The organism is Pseudomonas lijiangensis, assembly GCF_018968705.1.
Classification (GTDB): domain Bacteria; phylum Pseudomonadota; class Gammaproteobacteria; order Pseudomonadales; family Pseudomonadaceae; genus Aquipseudomonas; species Aquipseudomonas lijiangensis.
In genome coordinates this window covers 3,397,897-3,419,286 of the sequence record NZ_CP076668.1, presented here as the reverse complement: position 1 = coordinate 3,419,286, position 21,390 = coordinate 3,397,897, and the positions used below count along the sequence as shown (strand labels likewise).

Below are 21,390 nucleotides of genomic sequence, written 5' to 3'. Positions count from 1 at the left end.
GTTCGCCGAACATCAGGTGATTGCGGAGTGTACCGATCCCGCGGTTTTCCCGGATCTGTTGCAGGTACCAGCTGCCGTCGGCGGTATCGCCATACAGGCAGGCACCGACCAGCACGTCATTCTTGATGACCAGCTTTTTGTAGACACCGCCCAAAGGGTCGGAGAGGGTGATGCTTTCGGTGCCTTCACCCCCCATAAAGTCGCCAGCCGAGAACAGGTCGATGCCGGTGACCTTGAGTTTGGTCGAGGTCACCGAGCCCGGATAGCGGGCGAAACCCAACTGAGCAAGGTGATTGGCGCAGACCCGGGCTTGCTCGAACAGTGGTGCAACCAGGCCATAGGCGATACCGCGATGGCTGGCGCATTCGCCGATGGCATAGACCCGTGGGTCGTAGGTCTGCAGGGTGTCGTTGACCAGAATGCCCCGGTCGCAGGGCAGGCCTGATTGTGCGGCCAGTTCCATGTTGGGGCGAATGCCTGCGGCCATGACCACCAGATCGGCATCAATCACCGCGCCGCCCTTGAATTGCACGGCTTGAACCTGACCCTGCTCATCGCCGAGAAAGGTCTCGGTCTGCTCGTTGAGACGAAACGCCAGGCCGCGACGCTCCAGTGCCGCTTGCAGCATCTGGCCGCTGGTCTTGTCCAGTTGCCGCTCCAGCAGCCATTTGCCGTTGTGGATCACGGTCACATCCATGCCGCGCAACTTGAGGCCGTTGGCCGCTTCCAGCCCCAGCAGGCCGCCGCCGATGACCACGGCGCGTCGGTGAGTGGTTGCCGTGTCGATCATCAGTCGGGTATCGGCGATGTCGCGATAGCCGATCACGCCTTTGAGGGTGTTGCCGGGGACTGGCAGCACGAACGGGCGTGAGCCGGTGGCGATCAGCAAGCGGTCATAAGAGGCCTGGGTGCCATCCTCGGCGGTGACGATGCGTCGGGAGCGGTCGATTTTCACCACCCGGCGGTTGAGCAGTAGCTGGATGTTGTGTTCCTTGTACCAATTCAGGTCGTTGAGCACGATGTCATCGAAGGTCTGCTCGCCAGCCAGTACCGGCGACAGCAGTATCCGGTTGTAGTTGGGGTGCGGTTCGGCGCCGAAGACGGTGATTTCGTAGAGGTCTTCGTTCAACTTCAACAGTTCTTCAAGGGTTCGAACCCCGGCCATTCCATTGCCGATCATTACCAGTCTGAGTTTCGCCATGTCGCCTCCGAGGTCACTGCAGGGCCGTGCTCGATAAATTCTGCGCAAACAAAAAAGGCGTCTCGCCAGTTACCTGACGAGGACGCCTTTGTCCGGTCCCGTTCTCTCGGGAAGTGCAGCCCTCGTCGTTGAGGGGTGCAGTCTTGTGAATTACATGCAGGCGTTCATGCAGCGGTTGTGCCAAGTTGCAGGCAAGCCTGTCTGCGGGGCATTGAGGTGGATGCCGTGGCGGTTTGTGCACTGCCGTGAAGCGTTGCGCACAGATGGAGGGCGCAAAAGCATGAAATGCAAGCTTGCCTCGCGCCGGGGGCGGCACATGTCTATAATCGCGCCCTGAATTCAGCTTCCCACGAGCCTTGCCCGCCCATGTATAACCTGGCCCGCCAGTTACTCTTCAAACTTTCCCCGGAAACCTCCCACGACCTGTCGCTGGACTTGATCGGTGCCGGTGGTCGGCTGGGCCTCAATGGCCTGTTGAGCAAGGCGCCTGCGAAGTTGCCGGTCACGGTCATGGGGCTGGAGTTTCCGAATCCGGTAGGGCTGGCAGCCGGGCTGGACAAGAACGGTGCCGCCATCGACGGTTTTGCGCAGTTGGGTTTTGGCTTTGTCGAGATCGGCACCGTGACGCCGCGTCCGCAGCCGGGCAACCCCAAGCCGCGTATTTTCCGCCTGCCCGATGCCGAAGCGATCATCAACCGCATGGGGTTCAACAACCTGGGCGTGGACAACCTCGTCTCCCGGGTTCAGGCTGCGAAATACAAGGGCATCCTGGGCATCAATATCGGCAAGAACTTCGATACACCAGTAGAGCGTGCTGTCGATGACTACCTGATCTGCCTGGACAAGGTCTATGCCCATGCCAGTTATGTCACCGTCAACGTCAGTTCGCCCAATACGCCAGGCCTGCGCAGCCTGCAATTTGGCGACTCCCTGAAGCAATTGCTGGAGGCCTTGAGCCAGCGTCAGCAGGAACTGACGCAATTGCATGGCCGGCGTGTGCCGCTGGCGATCAAGATCGCGCCTGACATGACCGACGAAGAAACCGTGCTGGTCGCCACGGCCCTGATCGAGTCCGGCATGGATGCGGTCATCGCCACCAACACCACGCTCAGCCGCGAAGGTGTCGAAGGTCTGGCCCATGCTGACGAAGCAGGCGGTCTGTCCGGTGCGCCCGTCCGGGAAAAGAGCACTCATACCGTCAAGGTACTGGCTGGCGAGCTGGCAGGGCGTATGCCGATCATTGCGGCAGGTGGTATCACCGAAGGCCGACATGCCGCCGAGAAGATTGCTGCTGGCGCGAGTCTGGTGCAGGTGTATTCGGGGTTCATCTACAAGGGGCCGGCGCTTATCCGTGAATCGGTGGATGCGATTGCGGCCATGCCTCGCGGCTGATTGCAGGGCGAAAAAAAGGGGCTCCCTGAGGAGCCCCTGGGCCGCAGCCCGCCGCCCGGATGGGGCGTGCATGGTATGGGTGTAAAAGTCAGTAGAAAGTTTGATGGACTGGCCGGAGGCTACCTTATCCGACCGCGTGAAGTTCGTTGAGTCTGTGGATTCCCGCAGTGCCGGTCATACCGTCCCAGTTGTCGCCACGTCCTTCTCGCCAACCATTGATCCATGCCTGGCGTACTGACGGTAGAGTAAAAGGGCAAAGCTCACGGGATTTACCAGTAACGCCGTATTGATATCCGCGCAAAAATGCTCTTTCCAACGGATCACGCTTAAGTCTTCTCATAGGGTATTGCCCTCGTCTGTTGACTGTTATATCCCTGAAGACCTCTGTCGAGGTCGGGCAGAATTTTCTGCCGTTGGTGCCCGCTGCCGGCGTCGCGGGCCTGAGTGTCATTACCGTTGCAGTGATGACCTGTGGTGAGTTCTAACCAAAGCGCGAGACGGTGTGAATGATCGTTTTGTCATAAGCACGTCACATTTAGGTCTGTAGAGCGATAAGCAAGAAGGTGTTTCAAATTTGATTCATGTCCCAACCCTGCTGAGGCGCGGGTTTCAGGCAGGAGTGAGACAAGCTCGCAAATGCGAGTAATGGCTTAATGCATTCAGTGAAAATTCGACGAAGGGTCGGTATGTGACTTTTTATTACCTACGTCCTAGGGTCCAATATTCACTTTTCATCGTTACAAGACTGCCGTAATGACATGACAGGTTCATACGGTGGATCGGCACAAATTGGGTGCCACGCAGACGTTCTCCCTGAAAGACGTCTGTTTTAAATCTGGTCGGGCAATGCGTTGCCCGCCGCTGACGGCTCAGGCCCTGGAATACTCATGTCGGATCGCTACGAACTTTTCCTCACTTGCCCCAAAGGCCTCGAAGGCCTGCTTGCCGAGGAAGCCACTGCGCTTGGCCTTCAGGAAACACGCGAACACACCTCAGCCATCCGCGGTACGGCCGACATGGAAACCGCCTATCGGCTGTGCCTGTGGTCCCGCCTGGCGAACCGGGTGCTGCTGGTACTCAAGCGTTTTCCGATGAAAAATGCCGACGACCTTTACGAAGGCGTACTGCATGTCGACTGGCAGGATCATCTGGAAGCCGATGGCACCGTGGCTGTGGAATTCAGTGGTTATGGTTCGGGCATCGACAACACCCATTTCGGTGCGTTGAAGGTCAAGGACGCGATCGTCGACAAGCTGCGCACTTCCGATGGCCTGCGTCCTTCAGTGGACAAGATCAATCCTGACCTGCGGGTGCACCTGCGTCTGGACCGTGGCGAGGCCATCCTGTCCCTGGACCTGTCCGGCCACAGCCTGCATCAGCGTGGTTATCGACTGCAGCAGGGCGCCGCTCCGCTCAAGGAAAACCTGGCAGCGGCGATCCTGATCCGCTCCGGCTGGCCACGCATTGCTGCCGAAGGTGGCGCGCTGGCTGACCCCATGTGTGGTGTCGGCACTTTCCTGGTGGAAGCCGGCATGATCGCCGCCGATATCGCGCCCAACCTCAAGCGCGAGCGTTGGGGGTTCTCGGCCTGGCTCGGCCACGTCCCGGCGCTGTGGCGCAAGCTGCACGATGAAGCTCTGGCGCGTGCTCAGGCAGGCCTGGCCAGGCCGCCGCTGTGGATTCGTGGCTATGAAGCCGATCCGCGTCTCATCCAGCCGGGTCGCAACAACATCGAGCGGGCAGGCTTGAGCGACTGGATCAAGGTTTATCAGGGCGAAGTGGCGACGTTCGAGCCGCGTCCGGATCAGAACCAGAAAGGTCTGGTGATCTGTAACCCTCCCTACGGTGAGCGCCTGGGCGACGAGGCGAGTCTGCTGTATCTCTATCAGAATCTGGGTGAGCGCCTGCGTCAGGCGTGTCTCAACTGGGAAGCGGCAGTGTTCACCGGCGCGCCTGATCTGGGCAAGCGCATGGGTATTCGCAGCCACAAGCAGTATTCCTTCTGGAACGGCGCCTTGCCTTGCAAGCTGTTGCTCATCAAGGTCCTGCCGGATCAGTTCGTCACCGGCGAGCGTCGTACGCCCGAGCAGCGCCAGATCGAGCGCGAGACACAGGTTGAAGAGCCGGTCGAAAGAAAGCTCAACAAGAATGGCAATCCGATCAAGCCGGCTCCGGTTGTGGTCGAGCAGGCACGCTTGAGCGAAGGCGGGCAGATGTTCGCCAATCGTCTGCAAAAGAACCTCAAGCAGATGAGCAAATGGGTGCGTCGCGAAGGCATCGACTGCTATCGCGTGTACGACGCCGATATGCCCGAATATTCCCTGGCCATCGATCTGTACCATGACTGGGTCCACGTTCAGGAATATGCCGCGCCTAAATCCGTCGATCCGGAAAAAGCTTCGGCCCGTCTGTTTGATGCACTGGCAGCGATTCCTCAGGCCTTGAACATCGACAAGAGCCGTGTCGTGATCAAGCGTCGCGAGCGTCAGAGCGGCACCAGGCAATATGAGCGTCAAAGTGCTCAGGGCCAGTTCCAGGAAGTCAGCGAAGGAGGGGTCAAGCTGCTGGTGAACCTGACCGATTATCTGGATACCGGTCTGTTTCTCGATCATCGACCGATGCGCATGCGCATTCAGCGCGAGGCTGCGGGCAAACGTTTCCTCAACCTGTTTTCCTACACAGCCACGGCCAGCGTTCACGCTGCCAAGGGCGGGGCGCGCAGTACCACCAGTGTCGACCTTTCCAAGACTTACCTGGACTGGGCACGGCGTAATCTGTCGCTCAATGGTTTCTCCGACAAGAACCGTCTGGAGCAGGGCGATGTGATGGCCTGGCTGCAGGCATGCCGTGAAGAGTACGACCTGATCTTCATTGATCCGCCAACGTTCTCGAACTCCAAGCGTATGGAAGGGATCTTCGATGTGCAGCGCGATCAGGTCGAGTTGATCGATCTGGCCATGGCGCGTCTGGCACCGGGTGGCGTGCTGTATTTCTCGAACAACTTCCGCAAGTTTGTGCTGGACGAGAATCTTGCCCAGCGCTATTCGGTCGAAGAAATCACCGCCCAGACCATCGATCAGGATTTTGCGCGCAACAGCAAGATCCACCGTGCCTGGAAGATCACGACGCGCGTGAACTGATTCTCCTTATTCGGGCTAGGCAAATTACTAGCGAATAGCTATAAGAGAATCATGGCCAGCGTCACGGGTTCTAAGTATGGCGGCGAAACAGTTCCGGCCCAGAATTCTGGGATTCATCAGTGAACAGGCCTCTGCATGGTTGGTTGCGGCGCTGGCTTTTGCCGCTGGCGCCGCACTTACCGTGATGCTGGCACTGGCCAATCTGGAGCTGTATCAACGCCAGTTACGCCAGCGTTTCGACCTTCTGGCAGGTGAGCGTTTCAGTCGCATCCAGGAGCGGCTGGACGGTCAGGTCAAAAGGCTCGACACCCTGCGCCGCTTCTTTCTCTATTCCAATGAGATCACGCGTACCGAGTACGAGGGGTTTGTCGGCCCCATGCTGGTAGGCACCCAAGCTTACACATGGACGCCCCACGTCACCCAGGCCCAGCGTGCAACCTTTGAAGAGAGTGTCCGTCAGGCCGGGGTCAAGGATTTCGCCATACGCGAGCTCGACGGGAATGGCGTACTGAAAACAGCCGAAGTGCGCGACGAATACTTTCCTGTCGTGTTTATCCAGACCCTCAGTAAAAAGCCTCCGCCTCTGGGCTTCGATGTGAACTCAGAACGAATTCGGCACCTCTCCATCGAGCGTTCCCGCTTGCGTGGCAGTATCGTGGCAACGCCCCGTGTGGATCTGGTCAGCCTGAGCAAGACCGATACCCGGGGTGTGTTGCTGATGGCACCCGTGTATTCGCCGGTTGCCGCCATTGATGCGCCCACTCCAGTCTTGCGCGGCTTTGTCATGGCAATCATCAGCCTCGATCAAATGATGAACGAAGGCTTGCCCAGCCAGGACAATCTGGCCATGAGCATGCTCGACCTGAGTTCGGACGGTGAGCCCGATCTGTTGTACCGTTCCGCAGGTGTGGCGGCCGAGAGTGATTTGCATCTCAGCACTCTGCTGAGCATGGGCGATCGTGATTATTTGCTTGAGGTTCGTCCTACTGATGCCTTCATGCTGAGCAATCCGCCGATGGCCGGCAGCCTGGCTTTGCTGGGTGGTCTCCTGAGCCTGATGCTCAGTGCCTTGCTTTACAGCCTTGTCAGCCAGCGTCAGCGAGCCTTGCACATGGTTGAGCAACGGACCCGCGAGTTGCGTCAGCGCGAGCAGGAATTGCGCGTGACCCACGGACAACTGCGCAATGTGCTCAACTCCGCGACGGAAGTGGCGATCATTGCCACTGATCTCAACGGTGTCATCACCACCTTCAACGTCGGTGCGCAGAAAATGCTGGGCTACACGGATGAAGAAGTGCTTGGCACGTTCAAGCTCAAGGATCTGCATCAGTTATCGGAACTCGAAGCTCATGCCAAGGAGTGGAGTGAGCTTCATGGACGTCCGATCACTGCAGCTCAAGCCATGTTCGTCGATGCCACGCAAGAGGGTAGCCATCCTTCCCGGGAGTGGACCTTCCTGCGACGCGATGGCAGCACGCTGGTGGTGAACATGCTGATCACGGCGGTGCGAGACGATCAGGAGCAATGGATCGGCTACCTGGCCGTCTGCCTCGATATCACCGAGCACAAGCGTGTTTACGAGGCGCTTGAAGCACGTGACCAGTTGCTGAAGAAACTCAGCTCCCAGGTACCGGGCGGTATATATCAGTATCGTCAGGATGCCGATGGCAGTTCACGTTTCACCTACGCCAGTGTCGGTATGTGCGAGCTCTTTGAGCTGACCGAAGAAGAGTTGCTCCAGGATGCCGAGGTTCTGCTCAGGCGTACGCATCCTGCCGATATCGTACGTTTGCGCGATTCAATCCGTATCAGTGCCGAGCAGTCCTCGCCCTGGAGTGAGGAATATCGCATCGAGCTGCCACGCAAGGGGCTGCGCTGGGTACGAGGTGCCGCCACGCTGGAGTGTCTACCCGATGGCAGCGTGCTCTGGCATGGATTCATCTCGGACATTTCCGATCTCAAGCGGGTCGAGCAGGAGTTGCGGGCACTGTCGGTGACCGATGTACTGACCGGTACCTATAACCGTCGTTACTTTCAGGACAGGTTGCAGTCTGAACTGGCGCGCATCAATCGGCACGGCGGTTACTTGTCGGTCATCATGCTGGATATCGACCACTTCAAGCGTTTCAACGACAAGTACGGGCATGCGGTCGGCGACTCGGTGCTTCAGGCCGTTTCCAAAAAGATCAGCCAGCGTCTGCGCTGTGATGATGTGTTTTGCCGTATCGGCGGGGAAGAGTTCGTGGTGTTGTGCCCAGGCGCTCAGGCACCGCAAGCCTACCAACTGGCTCTCGGTTTGCGCGAGGCCTTGCGCAGCCAGCCGCTGGATACGGTCGGGCAGGTCACTGCCAGTTTCGGTATCGCCAGCTGGCGGGCGGGAGAAAGCGTGGATGCGCTGCTGTTGAGGGCCGACTCGGGGGTTTATGCTGCCAAGCTGGCGGGCAGGGACCGGGTCGAGCCGGAGCTCGATTGATATTGGCTCTTTCTGCGTAAGGTATTGCCAAGTCAGGTCGGTGACTGTGGGAGGCAGCTTGCTGGCGACAGCACCCGTGAAACCAAAGAATGTTTATCGGCTTCAAATTGCCAGTCGCCAGCAAGCTGCCTCCCACATCATTGCCAGCCATTCGGCACCGAGGCGCCGGGTGATCTCCTACCGGTAACCTGGCAGATCAGGGCTGCAGGATGGAAACCGTACTGTTGTTCAGTTTCGGTTGGCGATACAGATCCACCAGCACCTCGTCCAGAATCGATGACGCACCAAACGGACGTGGGTCGTTGAGAATCGCCACCACCGCCCAGGTATTGCCATTGCTGTCACGGCTGAAGCCGGCAATGGCCCGCACTGTATTCAGCGTACCGGTCTTGATATGGGCTTCGCCCAGCAGTGGCGTGCGTTTCAGGCGCTTGCGCATGGTGCCGTCCATGCCCACCAGAGGCATTGAACTCATGAACTCGGCAGCGTATGGGCTGCGCCATGCGGCCTGCAGGATGATTGCCATTTCACGGGCGCTGACGCGCTCGGCACGGGAAAGGCCCGAGCCGTTCTCCATGACCAGATGCGGTGCGGTAATGCCTTTTTTCGCCAGCCACTGACGGATCACCCGCTGTGCGGCCTTTGCGTCATCGCCGTCTGCATCATTGCGAAACTCTTGTCCCAGGCTCAGGAACAGTTGTTGCGCCATGGTGTTGTTGCTGTATTTGTTGATGTCGCGGATCACTTCAACCAGATCCGGCGAGAATGCCTTGGCCAGCAGCTTGGCATTGCCCGGCACGACATCGACACGGTCCTTGCCCAGGATGCTGCCACCCAGTTCCTGCCAGATGGCCCGTACCGCGCCAGCAGCGTAGGTCGGGTGGTCGAGCAGCGAAAGGTAGGTCTGGGAGTTGCAACCATTACCCAACTGGCCACTGACCGTCACATTGACGCTGCCATCAGGCTGTGGAACCGGGTTGTAGCGTACATCGCCAGTGCATTGCTTGGACGCCAGCGCTTTGACCTGGTTGTCGACCCGGATGCTCGCAATGGGCGGCTCGACAGAAATACGGATCTTGCCGTCATCGTTACGGGTGACGAAGCGCAAGGCCTTGAGGTTGACCATCAGCGAGTCGGGTTTGACCAGGAACGGCTTGTTATCGTCATTGCCGTCATCATTGAACTCGGGCAGTCGAGGCTGCACGAAATGGCTGCGGTCCAGCACCAGATCGCCCGTCACCTGCTGTACGCCATTGGCGCGCAGGTCACGCATCAGCAACCAGAGCTTTTCCATGTTGAGCTTGGGATCGCCGCCGCCCTTGAGGTACAGGTTGCCTTGCAGAACGCCATTGCTCAGGGTGCCGTCTGTGAAGAATTCGGTTCGCCACTGGTGAGTCGGGCCGAGGATTTCCAGCGCGGCATAGGTGGTGATCAGCTTCATGGTCGATGCCGGGTTCACGGAAACATCGGCATTGAAGACTGTCGGGGTACCAGGACCGTTAAGCGGCAGCATCACCACCGACAATGCGTTGTCGTTGAGCTTGCTGGCCTTGAGGGCTTGCTGGACCTTGGGGGGAAGAGTGGTGTTGATGACGGCTGCATGTACAGGAAGTGCCAGAGGCAGGAGAAAAGAGGCGAGAAGCAGTGGACGCAAAGATTTGATCATCAAGAAAACCCTACAGCAAAGAAGGGGAACAAAAAGAGGGCATGGATGAATTCCCTCGGTAACAATGATAGACGCCTGAGGCCGAACGGTAATAACACAAGGCCAGCGCTGTAACAGAACGGCATTATGCCCGAAGCCGGGCCCGCGTGGGTTGTGGCATGGGGTTGTAACAGGATTTTTTTGTTGTAGGTAAAAAGCAGTGCGCGGGCATGAAAGGTTCTCTTTGCAGCCCGGAAAAACAAATGCCCCGACAAGTCGGGGCATTTGTTGAATGTCGCAGACCTGTTCGCACAGTCTGCTTCTGGATCACGCAGCCGGATTGATCGGCTTTTCCGGATACCAGGCGTCCAGCAGCGGGCTGACTTCAACCTTGACTACTTCGCTGCGGCCTTTGAGCCATGCTTCTACAGCAGCGCGTTGCTCTTCGCTGACCGAACCGCGATCAGCCAGGCAAACCAGACCGTAGTCATCGCCGCCAACGTAGTCCAGACCGTTCGCGTCCATGGCTTCTGTCAGGAAAGCGTCCAGGAAGGCGTCAACTGCCTCGTCATCCAGATCTTCTTTGAATTCCAGATTGAGCTCGAAGCCCAATTCCTGGAACTCGTCCACACAGAGCTTTTTGCGCAGACGACGGGAGCGGTTAGTGGCCATGAAGCGATCCTCTTAGGTAATTTCGGGGCGCAGTCTACCAGTTAAGCGGTGACGGTGCCTGTTTCACTGTTGCTTCCCTTTCTCTTCTTGCTCGCGATCTTCTGGTTGCTGGCTGATCAACGCCTCTTCGAGATCAAGCATGGCGGCGTTCAGTTCCTTGTGACAGGCCTCCAGGACATGGGGCTCAGTACCCGGCGAGCAGGCATGCTCAAGGGCCTCGCAACTTTCGATCACCCGCGATGCGCCAATGATTCGCGCTGCACCCTTGATGCGATGAGCCATTTCGCCAATGTTCTTGTGGTCACCACGGGTCATGAGGTCGCCCAGGGCCTTGCGGTCCTCCCGGCTGCTGTGCAGCAGTTGCGTAAGCAGGCGCTGCATCATTTCTGCCCGGCCTGCGGTCAGGTTGCTGAGACTGTTCAGGTTGAAGGGGGCAGCAGGTGCAGAGCGTACGGGGATTTTGGCCAGTCGCTCGCTGAGTGTCGTCAGGCCTATGGGCTTGAACAGACAGTCGTCCATGCCTGCTTCAAGGCAACGCTGGATTTCCTCGGGCAAGGCATTGGCAGTGAAGCCCCAGACGATGCAGGGAACAAGGTTTTTGCTCTGTTCATGGGCTCTTATGGCGCGGGTGAGGTCGTAGCCATTCATGACCGGCATGTTGCAGTCGGCCACCACCAGATCGAACGATCCGGCCAGCCAGTTCTCGAGCCCTTGGGCTCCCTGTTCGGCCACTTCACAATGATGGCCGAGAAAACCCAGTTGCTGACAAAGCAGCAACCGGTTGGCGGGGTGATCGTCGACGATCAGGATGTTCAAGGGCGTGCCGGGCGGCAGTGAGGCTTCTTCCACTGGCGTGGCGATGGCCAGCGGTTCCAGGGTGGTCAGATCCAGAGTCATGTGCACTTGGGTTCCCCGGCCCGGCTCGCTATTCAGGGTCAGGGTGCCGCCCATCATCTGGCAGAGGCTGCGGCAGATCACGAGCCCCAGCCCGGCACCGGTACGCGCCATGCGTGCCTGATTGTCGGCCTGGGCAAAAGGCTCGAACAGACGCCGCTGATCTTCTGCGCTGATGCCGATCCCGCTGTCCTGCACGGTCACGCTCAGGTGCAGTTGCTGACTGCTGGAGCCCTTTTCCGCTTTCAGGGTGACGCTGACCTGGCCCTGCTGGGTGAACTTGATTGCGTTGCTGATCAGGTTGGACAGGATCTGTTTGAAGCGCAGCGGGTCGATCAGAACATCGGTGTTGGCCCGACTGTCGAGCTCCAGCACCAGGCTCAGTTTCTTCTGCCGGGCCAGACTCTCGAACACCCGGGTGACAGACTCCACCAGTTGCCGCAGATTGGCTCGCTCGGGGCTCAGGGTCAGGCGTCCGGATTCGATGCGGGCGATATCGAGGATATCGCCGATGAGGTCCAGCATGTCCTTGGCCGAACTGTAGGCGACTTCGATGGCAGAGCGTTCCAGCACACCCTGATCGGCACGTTTGAGTGCCAGCTCCAGCATGCCGATGACTGCGTTCATGGGCGTGCGTATTTCGTGGCTCATGGTCGCGAGAAAGGTGCTCTTTGCCCGGTTGGCATCATCGGCCTGTTCCTTGGCCGACTGCAGTTCTTCGATCAACCTGCGGCGTTCGCTGATATCGATCCAGCCGCCGATGATGCCTTGGACTTGGGCCAGGGAGTCGCGAAACGGCAGGATCCAGTGATAGATGGTCAACCGGCGTTCGCCGATATGCAGTGTCCGGTCGAGAATCAGGGGTGTGCCGCTGGCCATGACGCGCTTGTAGTCGGCGGCGTACTCGCTGGCCTCGAAGGCGTTGCTCAGTACGCCTTCGGTAGCGCTTTTGCCGATGATGTCTTCACGACGGGCCTCGAAGACATCGAGGTAGCTGTCGTTGCACATGCGCAGCAGGCCTTCCCGATCACGGACATAGATCGGGTGCGGCGTGCCGTTGACCAGCGCGCTCATGAATTCAAGCTGATCGCCCAGTGCCCGCTCTGCCGTTTCGCGCTGTTTTATCTGGCGGCGCATGTAGGCATTCCAGACCAGCAGACCGAGCAGAAGCAGGCCTGCACCGGCCAGGATCTGGTAGATGAGGCGCTGGTAGTTGTGCCAGTTGCCACCGACAGGGGTATACGAGCGCCAGCGATTATTGATGATTGCCAGGTCCTGTGGCGCAATGCTCGCCAGTGCCTTGTCGAGAATCGAGCTCAGTTCCCGTGCGTTGCGTGAGGTGGCCATCGAGATCAGGGCAGGGTCCTCGCCAACGGTGGCGGTGATCTGCAGTTGCCCCTCGAAGACGCCGGAAGACAGAAAGTAGTTGGCGCTGAGCAGGGAGGTGACTGCGCCTTCCACCTTGCCTGTGGCCAGCATGTCCAGCGCCTGGAATGGATTGTCTATTTCCACGATGACGATATCGGGGTGTTCGCGTCGCAGCCATTGCAGTATCGGGCTGCCCTGGATGACCGCGATATGCAGGTTGTCCATCTGTTCCAGATAGGTCGGGGCTTTTTCACCCTTGCGGGTGATCAGGACAAAGGAGTTGTCGATGTAGGGGCGACTGAAGCTGAACCGGTCTCCACGCTCGTCGCTCGACACCATGGCTCCGATCATGTCGGCCTGACCCTGAGCAACCTGATTCATCATGTCGCTTGAGCTGGATGCCCTTACGATCTCGAATCGCAGGCCGGTACGCAGGCGTATCAGCTCAAGCAGGTCGGCAGTGATGCCACGGAAATTGCCGTTGGCATCATAGAAGGTCAAGGGTGCATAGGTTTCGTTGACTACGACCCGTACTGTGGGATGCCGGGTAATCCAGCGCTCCTCGCGTTGTGTCAGTTGCAGCTTCTGGTCGGTCAGCAGCATGTCGCTGCCAGCGCCCCAGCGCTTGGAGATGTCGATGCGCTCATCCACCGGGATGGCCTTGAGTGTCTGGTTGACAATGTCCAGCAACTGGGTGTTTTCGTGGTTTGTGGCAAAGCTGAAGCCGTTGGCTTCGTGCTTGCCGAAACTGGCCATTTTCACATTGTTCAGATAGCCCTTGTTGATGATGTATTGCGTGGAAATGGTGTCGCCGAGAAAGACATCGGCCTGATTGAAGGCCACGGCATTGATGGCGTTCTGGAAAGAGGGGTAGGTCTGCAGGATGGCTTCGGGGTACAGCGCCTTGACATCGGCCAGTGGCAGATAGTGATAGACCATGCTCAGGCGCATGCCCTTGAGGCCATCTGTCAGTGAGCGGGTATCGCCTGTGCGTACCAGCAGGACGGGTTGGTCCACGGCGTAGGGTGTTGAAAGCCTGATAGAGCGGTCCATGGCCTCAAAGCCATTGGCGCTGCCCAGCAGGTCTATCTGGCCGGTTATGAGGGCGTTCATCGCGGCCTCGCGGTTTTCGAAACGCTGGACCTTGAGGGGGAGGTCCAGTGCCCGGGATATGATGCTGGCGTAATCGGCCGTGATGCCTTCGTAGTCATTGCCGGAAATGGTGATGTCGAAGGGCGGGTAATCCGGTGCCGAGGTGCCGAGGATCAGTTCACGCTTGCTGCGCACCCATTGCCACTGGGCGGCGTCTAGCTTCACATCCATGTGAGCCGGGTTTGAGCGGCCGAGCAGCGTGTAGTGGTCTGCTGCCTCAAGGTTGGTATATGTACCCCAGCCTAGACATATGCTCGTTGCCAGTATCAGAAAGTTTTTCAAGCGCTTGGGCATCCGGGTTCTCACACTAGCGCGTTGCGTTTTGCCATCTCGATAAGTTCTACCAAGGTCTTGGTTTTCAGCTTTTGCATGAGTCGTGTCTTGTAAGTACTGACGGTCTTGTTGCTGAGGAACATGCCCTTGGCAATTTCCTTGTTGGAACGGCCCTGGGCAAATAATTGCAGTACCATCAATTCGCGATCATTCACCAGCTTGAAGAGTTCTATTTCGCTGGGCTGCCCATCTTCGCGAACGGCCGGAGTCAGTGCCTGACTGGGAAAGTAATTGTAGCCGGATAATACCGCTTTTACAGAACTCAGCAGTTCGCTCAGGTCTTCCTGTTTGCAGACATAGCCGGCAGCACCGGATTGCATGCAGCGAATGGCGAATATGTTCGGAGTTTGCGAGGTCAGCACCAGAATCTTCGATGACAGGCCCATGCTGTTGAAGCGGGCCAGTACTTCCAGGCCATCGAGCTTGGGGATGCTGATGTCGAGGATGATCAGGTCAGGCATGCATTCGCGGACCATCTGCATGGCATCCACACCGTTATCTGTTTCGCCGACCACTTCATAGTTTTCGTTTTCCAACAGCATCCTGACGGCCAGGCGAATAACGGGATGATCGTCGATGATAAAAACTGAGTTCATAATTCAATCCATACAAGCAGCGAAGAAAGCGCGCACCTTAGCTCAGATGTTCGGGCAGGCACATGAATGGACCCGCCCGGCAGGCGTATATAGGAAAGTTCCTACAGTAATTAGAGTATTGGAGTACGTAAAAGCCCACGCAAGGATTTAAGTTTTTAAAAAATTTCAATCTGTTCCAGTGTGCAGATTAGTTATTGGGTTTTATGTTGTTTATCGCGTTTCGGAATTACCCTTCAACACAATCGTAAACTGCCTACAGTGTAAAAGTGCATTCGCTGGCGTAACGCCAGTCTGATCGCTCCTGGAATCGGGTATGGAGGGGCGTGCTTGAAATCAGCTTCTGGCAGGCAGCTTGGCCAGCAGGCTGGAAAGATCAGGACCATGAAGGGGTTTGCTCAGGCAGCCCAGCAGAGGGATTCCGCGTGCAAGGGCCTGCTGCTCCAGTTCATGCAGGTGCGCCGGGTCAAGGCCACTGAGGACGATGGCATGCCGGATGAAGCCCTGTTTATAGGCCTGATCGATCAGGTCGAAGCCCATTTGCTCGGGGAGACACTGGTCGCAGAGGATCAGGTCGTAGGGTTGCGGGCTGCGCTCCATGGCGGCCATGGCCTCCAGGGCGTTCAGGGCTGGCGTCAGCAGGAAGTATCCTTGATTGTTCAGCAGGATCTGGGTGGCGATCAGTTGAAAAGGGTGATCCTCTACCAGCAGGATTCGCAAGTCGTTTTTAAACATGAGGTTTCCGGCAATGCGGCAGAGTGCCTTGCTGGCGCTTGCCAGTTCGGCAGTTAAAGTGGCTGGATTATTGAGGGTGCTGCGAAGGAGAGGCGATAGGACATTTTTGGCCTGTTTGTAGGCCTTTTCTGAAGTTGTTGTGCATGGGGTGGGCTGGCCGGGCACATGAGGCAAGCGTGTCCGGCCGGCGAGTGCTATATCTGCCCGGAGCGGCCAGTCATTTCCCTGGCCATTTCGGTGGCGTAGCTGTCGGTCATGCCGGCGATGAAGTCGATCATGCGCAGAAACGAGGTGTGCAGAGGCGCTTTGGGATCGGGTGCGTTGTTGCCCAGCAGGTCAAGGATGCGCCGGTTCTTGAACGAAGGCGCACGTCCTCCGAACTGTTCGACAGCTGCGCCGCAGAACGCATTGAGCAGGATTTCCAGCGTGGTGTAGGCACCGATTTCATGCAGCGTCTTGCGCTTGTCCTGGAAAATCTTCTTGCGCGCCATGTCCTTGGCGTTCAGCACACAGCGTTTTGCCGGACCGTGCATGTGCTCCACCAGATCGCCGGGAAGCGTGCCTGCCAGCAGGGCGTCCTGCTGTTCGACGAAGGCGCGGGCAGCGGCATTGGTCAGGTGCTCGATGGCCTTGCCGCGCAGAATGGCCAGTTTGCGTCGGCGCGAGTCGCCGGGGCCGAGCTGGCGATAGGTTTCGGGCAGATCGTCGCCCACCAGGCCCAGCAGCAGTGACTCCACCTCGGCGTAGTCCAGCAGGTCCATTTCCAGGCCGTCTTCCAGATCGATCAGGGCATAACAGATGTCATCGGCGGCCTCCATCAGGTATACCAGCGGATGGCGTGCCCAGCGCTGATCTTCGAGTTGCGGCAGGCCCAGTTTATGGGCGATCTGCTCAAGGATCGGCAGTTCGCTCTGGTAGCAGCCGAACTTGTGCTTCTTGTAACCCAGAGAATCGGCATGCCGGGCCGTCCACGGGTATTTGAGGTAAGTCCCCAGCGTGGCGTAGGTCAGACGGGTGCCGCCGTCGAACTGGTGATATTCCAGCTGGGTCAGGACGCGAAAGCCCTGGGCGTTGCCTTCGAAGTTGAGGAAGTCGTTGCGCTCGGTTTCACTCATCGCATCGAGCCAGCCACGCCGGGCAGCCTGATTGAACCAGTTGCGGATCGCGTCTTCACCGGAGTGGCCGAACGGTGGATTGCCGATGTCATGGGCCAGACAGGCTGACTGCACCACCATGCCCAGATCGCTGGGGTCGCACCAGTCGGGCAGGGCGCTGCGCAGGGTTTCACCGACGCGCATGCCCAGAGAGCGTCCGACGCAACTGACTTCCAGGGAGTGGGTCAGGCGCGTATGGATATGGTCGTTGCTCGAAACCGGGTGGACTTGTGTCTTGCGTCCCAGACGTCGGAAGGCGCCCGAGAAGATGATGCGGTCATGGTCTTTGTGGAAAGGGCTGCGGCCCAGTTCTTCAGGGCTATGCAGCGGCTTGCCGAGTCGTTCGCGGTTAAGCAGGGTCTGCCAATCCAAGGCGTTCACTCCGTTGTTTTCGAGTCCGTCTAGCTTCCCGGTTCGGCCGCAGGACCGCAAGGCCTGTCACAGCCCGGCGGCATCGATATCGATCAGCAGAAGGCGATTGCCATTGTCGAAGAACTGCCCGGCAGTCAGGCAATACTGGTTGCTGGTGGCGTCTCGATAGGTGTTGGACAGGGTCAGCCTGCGTTCGTCCCAGCCTTCTGCCAGAAGGTGATAGAAATAAGGTCGCCAGGACCAGTTGTGCCCCAGATAGCGGGCGTCGGCGTGCCAGGCACCCTTGAGCCACTCCAGGTTTGGCGTGAGTTGAGTGCCGTGCCGGTCACATTGATAGAAACGCAGCAGCCACGGATAGTCCTGCACCTGCGGCAATTCGCTGACCGGCAGTCTGTTTTCGGCCCAGCGTTGCAGCAGATGCATCAGTTGCGTCAGTTGCTGGCGCAGCACCATCAGCCGGGCACGTTCTGCGACCTTCTGCAGGACGTAACGGTCTCGCAGTTCGGCAAATTGTGTGACGAAGGTGTCTGCGGCAAAAAAGTCCAGCTCTCCCTTGGCGAACAGATAACCCTGCACATAGCGCGAGCCGCATTCCAGGGCGAAATTCAGTTCGGCCTCGGTTTCCACACCTTCGGCAATGATCCAGCACCCGGTCTTTTCTGCCATCAGGGCCAGCGCCTTGACCACATCACTGCTCGGGCCACCCCGCGCTGCGGCCTGGAACAGGCGCATGTCGAGTTTGAGAATGTCCGGCTGCAGCGACAGGACGCGGTCCAGTTGCGAGTACCCGGCACCGAAGTCGTCAATGGCGATACGGGCCCCGGCCTCGCGATAGCGTGCGACGACATCGGTCAGGCACTGACTGTCACCGCCCAGTTCGGTTATTTCAAACACGATGCGCTCGGGAGGAACGTTGTGTCGATGCAACTGATCGAGGCTGGGGAGGGCTTGTCCGGGTCGAAGACGGCTGATCCATCGGGGCGAGATATTCAGGCTCAGAAACCAGTCATCGGGCGCTTCATGCAGGCGGCTCAGGGCGTTGTCCCGGATCAGCCGGTCAAGACGACGCAGACCGGCAGCAGGCACTTTCGGGTCGGAGAAAAGCGGACCGACCGATTCCAGCTGGCCGTTTTCCTTACGAATTCTTCCCAGAGCTTCAACACCGGCAATGCGTCCGGTAGCGGTATCGATGAATGGTTGAAAGCAGGCAAGGGGTTGCCCTTCCACATATTTCTCCTTACTTACACAGCACCAAGACCCGCCCCGGATCGACTCCGGGGCGGGCGCTTGTTACACATGTTGCAAGAATGCAGCCAAGCAGAGGTCAGCGCTTGTCTGTACGGTTTTGCAGGGCAACCTTGAGCAAGGGCAGCAGGGTGACGCCCAGCTTCACCAGACGGCCAATGTTGCTGGCCTGTCGGTTCTTGGCGCCCCGACCGCTGAAGAAACCCAGCAGAGCGACGGCACCGACTCCCCACAAGGGCGCATGCTTGATGCCCAGGGCGCCTTGCCAGTCGTTTTTCAGGCCGCGCATCCGTTGCAGGGGTTGCAGCAAGTGAGCGGACTCGTGACGTATTTCCTGGCGATGCATTTCCATGCGCAGGCGAATCAGCGCCTTGCGCAGTTCGCGCCGTGTGTTGCCGCTGTGCGACTTCGGTTCATTCATGGCATCAGTCGCTCACGGTCGTTGGCCAGTTCTTCGAGGGTCGCGCTGAAAGGCGAAGACTCGTCGAAGATTGCTTCTTTCAAGCGCAATGCGCAGAACACTGCCGCCAGGAAATAGAACGAGCACAGGCCAATGATGCCGGCCAGGCGATAGCTGTCCCACAGAATGATCAGGAGCAGTGCCGACAATCCGGTCAACAGCAGCAGGGCGAATACCAGCGCCAGTCCTGCGAACAGCAACAGGCTCAAGGTGCGGGCTTTCTGTTCCTGCAACTCGATCCCGAACAGTTCGACATGGCTGTGCAGCAAACCGAGAAATGCAGCGCCCAGGCGCCGCGGTGAAGAGCCCTGGTCCGCCTTGGGCGACCCTGATTCAGGTCCGAGGCTCATGGGATCAACGCCTCGTTGCCAGCAGGCCCAGAATGAACCCGACACCGGCAGCGATACCTACCGATTGCCATGGATTGTTCTGGACATAGTCTTCAGTGGCGATGACCGCTGCCTGACCGCGTTCGCGCAGGGATTCTTCGGTCAGTTTCAGGGTTTCACGGGCGCGCAACAGGCTTTCGTGGATCTGGCTGCGCAGCTCGTCTGCCTGGTCACCTGCCAGAGTGGCGGTGTGTTCGAGCAATTTTTCGGTGTCGGCGACCAGGGTCTGAAAATCGGCCATCAATATCTCTTGAGCATTTTGTGCTGTTTGGCGAGCCATGGTTTTCTCCGTCAGGTGGCGTATGGATGTTTCGAGTGCAGCGTATTTGCGAAGGTTCATTTCAATTGCCGCGGCCAGTCCTGGCGCAGCAACGTGTGGCTTATATTGGTGCGTCATCGGGGGCGAGCGCGCTAATTTGGCGTGTTCTGCCACAAGGATGTCGGCAAGGGTCGATGCAACTGACCTGGATAAAGGTAATGCATTGTCGAAGATTTTGCGTGATTGTGCCTTGCCCGTGTCGGACTGCTTCCATGAAGGTGAGGCTCAAAGGCGGAGCCGGGGTTTCATAATTTCCACGCTTGGCTATGCTCTGTATCCAATTGTGGGGCTCGGTCATCGGGTACTGCGTTGCCATGGAGCAGCGGCGGTCAGTAATGGAGAAAGGCATGGAGCGGCTGTATTCCCTGCAAGGGCTCAGGGGCGTGGCGGTATTGGGCGTCGTGCTGTTCCACATGATGTCATTGGAGGAAAAGTTTTCCGGCGGCGATATTCTTCTGCCGCCTTTTCTCGATTTCTTCCAGTTGGGTGTCGACCTGTTCTTTGTGATCAGCGGCTTCGTGATGGTGATTGTCAGTCGCGGGCGCTTCCAGAACGGCGTCGAGGCGCAGCGCTTTCTGTTCAATCGTGTATCGCGAATCTACCCGACCTACTGGCTGTATTTCTTCATCACGCTGGGGGTGTATCTGGCCATGCCCGGTATGGTCAACAGCGGCCATGGCTCCTCCAATCTGCTGATGTCCTTCCTGCTGCTGCCCAACGATAAAGTCCTGCTGGTGATGGTGGCCTGGTCGCTGCTGTTCGAACTGTGGTTCTACCTGATGTTTTCCACGTTCCTGTGGTTCCGTGAGCGAAGCCTGCCGTTGCTGCTTGGGGGCTGGGCCCTGGTCATCGTGGTGTTCAACTGCCTGGAGAACTGGCAGGACTATTCACCGGCGCTGAAGATCATCCTGCATCCCTATTCACTGGAGTTCATCATCGGCGTGGCCCTGGCGCTGTTCTTCTATGGGCCACACAGCGCACGGGTACCGACGTCGACGGTCTGGGGGCTGCTGGTTATTGCTCTGCTGAGCATGCCCCTGATCGGTATCTATCGTCTTCACGACAGCCAGGGCTTGCTGCGCATGCTGGCCGTGGGGTCGGCATTCGGCGCGCTGGTGTTGAGCCTTGTGCTGCTGGAGCGGCGTAAAAGGATCGCCATGCCAGGGTTTCTGGTTGCCGTGGGCGACATGTCCTACACGGTCTATCTGTCGCATCTGCTGGTGCTGGGTGTGATAGGTCGGGTCTGGCATCTGGTGGGCGCGTGGCCCGAGAGCTATCTCGACAACCTGTTCTTCGCGTCGCTGATGATGGCAGCCGTGGTGTGTTACGGCTGGGTAGGCTACCGCTGTTTCGAGAAGCCGGTGCTCGACCGTGCCAACGAGTTCAGCAAGCGACGTTTCAGGAAGGATGCTCGGTTGGTGGGCTCCTAGGGCCTCATGTCCGCTGACCGGCTTCACGCTCGCGCTGACGCATCAACCGTCCTAGAATGGTTAACCTACTGTCTGGGAGGATGTGTTTCATGCCACCCGAATGCCAACTGTTCGGTACCTTGGGCTGTCATCTCTGCGAGGTCGCCGAGGGGATTCTGCTGCCTCTGGTCGAGCATGGTCTGCTGGTCGAACTGGTGGACATCGCCGAAAACGAAGCTTTTTTCGAAGACTATGGCCTGCGGATTCCGGTATTGCGACGCATCGATACCGGCGCTGAACTGGATTGGCCCTTTGACAGTGAGCAGGTCGCTTTTTTTCTCAGTCATTGAGTTAAGGCATGCACAAACCTGTAGGAGGCAGCTTGCTGGCGAAAAAGGCCTGTGAGTCGGCAGATATTCTGCGTTTGTACGCTGAAGTCGCCAG

Annotated in this window: 16 protein-coding genes and 1 pseudogene; 5 read left to right on the top strand and 12 right to left on the bottom strand. The window is 58.3% G+C overall.

Annotated elements, in window-relative coordinates:
- Position 1: 1 nt before the first annotated feature.
- Positions 2-1,201, bottom strand: a pseudogene (locus KQP88_RS14105) (NAD(P)/FAD-dependent oxidoreductase); the annotation flags it as partial.
- A 366-nt stretch (positions 1,202-1,567) separates the two neighbouring features.
- Between KQP88_RS14105 and KQP88_RS14100 the strand changes: the two are divergent.
- On the top strand, positions 1,568-2,593 hold the full coding sequence (locus KQP88_RS14100) for a quinone-dependent dihydroorotate dehydrogenase (protein WP_200991975.1): 1,026 nt from the start codon (positions 1,568-1,570) through the stop codon (positions 2,591-2,593).
- A gap of 124 nt (positions 2,594-2,717) precedes the next feature.
- On the opposite strand, the gene rmf is transcribed toward KQP88_RS14100, so the two are convergent.
- The gene (gene rmf, locus KQP88_RS14095) at positions 2,718-2,933 is read right to left on the bottom strand and encodes a ribosome modulation factor (RefSeq protein ID WP_074569014.1); all 216 of its coding nucleotides are present in this window, start codon (positions 2,931-2,933) and stop codon (positions 2,718-2,720) included.
- Positions 2,934-3,480: 547 nt separating this feature from the next.
- On the opposite strand from rmf, the gene rlmKL reads away from it, so the two are divergent.
- Together rlmKL and KQP88_RS14085 are read left to right on the top strand one after the other, a co-directional pair.
- Entirely contained in the window at positions 3,481-5,733 is a 2,253-nt protein-coding gene (gene rlmKL, locus KQP88_RS14090) for a bifunctional 23S rRNA (guanine(2069)-N(7))-methyltransferase RlmK/23S rRNA (guanine(2445)-N(2))-methyltransferase RlmL (RefSeq protein ID WP_216703391.1), read from the top strand.
- A 76-nt stretch (positions 5,734-5,809) separates the two neighbouring features.
- Positions 5,810-8,206, top strand: coding sequence for a sensor domain-containing diguanylate cyclase (locus tag KQP88_RS14085; protein WP_216703390.1), 2,397 nt, complete (start codon positions 5,810-5,812; stop codon positions 8,204-8,206).
- Between the two features lie 196 nt (positions 8,207-8,402).
- On the opposite strand, the gene dacB is transcribed toward KQP88_RS14085, so the two are convergent.
- From dacB to KQP88_RS14035, 10 genes are all read right to left on the bottom strand, one after another.
- Positions 8,403-9,872, bottom strand: a complete 1,470-nt coding sequence (gene dacB, locus KQP88_RS14080) for a D-alanyl-D-alanine carboxypeptidase/D-alanyl-D-alanine endopeptidase (protein WP_216703389.1) — start codon at positions 9,870-9,872, stop codon at positions 8,403-8,405.
- A 306-nt stretch (positions 9,873-10,178) separates the two neighbouring features.
- On the bottom strand, positions 10,179-10,523 hold the full coding sequence (locus tag KQP88_RS14075) for a YggL family protein (protein WP_200991979.1): 345 nt from the start codon (positions 10,521-10,523) through the stop codon (positions 10,179-10,181).
- 63 nt (positions 10,524-10,586) lie between these two features.
- Entirely contained in the window at positions 10,587-14,231 is a 3,645-nt protein-coding gene (locus KQP88_RS14070) for a transporter substrate-binding domain-containing protein (RefSeq protein WP_216703388.1), read from the bottom strand.
- 8 nt (positions 14,232-14,239) lie between these two features.
- Positions 14,240-14,866 (bottom strand): response regulator transcription factor, encoded by a 627-nt coding sequence (locus KQP88_RS14065; protein WP_122317360.1) that lies wholly within the window; start codon positions 14,864-14,866, stop codon positions 14,240-14,242.
- Between the two features lie 333 nt (positions 14,867-15,199).
- Positions 15,200-15,598 carry a response regulator gene (locus KQP88_RS14060; protein WP_200991981.1) on the bottom strand — a complete coding sequence of 133 codons (399 nt, stop codon included), beginning with the start codon at positions 15,596-15,598 and terminating at the stop codon, positions 15,200-15,202.
- Between the two features lie 194 nt (positions 15,599-15,792).
- Positions 15,793-17,124 carry a deoxyguanosinetriphosphate triphosphohydrolase gene (locus KQP88_RS14055; protein ID WP_117165665.1) on the bottom strand — a complete coding sequence of 444 codons (1,332 nt, stop codon included), beginning with the start codon at positions 17,122-17,124 and terminating at the stop codon, positions 15,793-15,795.
- Positions 17,125-17,190: 66 nt separating this feature from the next.
- Positions 17,191-18,351 (bottom strand): EAL domain-containing protein, encoded by a 1,161-nt coding sequence (locus KQP88_RS14050; protein WP_200991982.1) that lies wholly within the window; start codon positions 18,349-18,351, stop codon positions 17,191-17,193.
- Between the two features lie 97 nt (positions 18,352-18,448).
- Entirely contained in the window at positions 18,449-18,790 is a 342-nt protein-coding gene (locus KQP88_RS14045; protein ID WP_200991983.1) for a hypothetical protein, read from the bottom strand.
- Positions 18,787-19,179, bottom strand: coding sequence for a phage holin family protein (locus KQP88_RS14040; protein WP_216703387.1), 393 nt, complete (start codon positions 19,177-19,179; stop codon positions 18,787-18,789). The genes KQP88_RS14045 and KQP88_RS14040 overlap by 4 nt, the downstream gene beginning before the upstream one ends.
- A 4-nt stretch (positions 19,180-19,183) precedes the next feature.
- On the bottom strand, positions 19,184-19,498 hold the full coding sequence (locus KQP88_RS14035; protein ID WP_117165707.1) for a DUF883 family protein: 315 nt from the start codon (positions 19,496-19,498) through the stop codon (positions 19,184-19,186).
- 386 nt (positions 19,499-19,884) lie between these two features.
- Here KQP88_RS14035 and KQP88_RS14030 point away from each other — a divergent pair, with 386 nt between their 5' ends.
- Both KQP88_RS14030 and KQP88_RS14025 read left to right on the top strand, forming a co-directional pair.
- Positions 19,885-20,967, top strand: a complete 1,083-nt coding sequence (locus tag KQP88_RS14030) for an acyltransferase family protein (protein WP_216703386.1) — start codon at positions 19,885-19,887, stop codon at positions 20,965-20,967.
- An 89-nt stretch (positions 20,968-21,056) separates the two neighbouring features.
- Entirely contained in the window at positions 21,057-21,296 is a 240-nt protein-coding gene (locus KQP88_RS14025; RefSeq protein ID WP_198725078.1) for a glutaredoxin family protein, read from the top strand.
- The last annotated feature ends 94 nt before the right edge of the window (positions 21,297-21,390 follow it).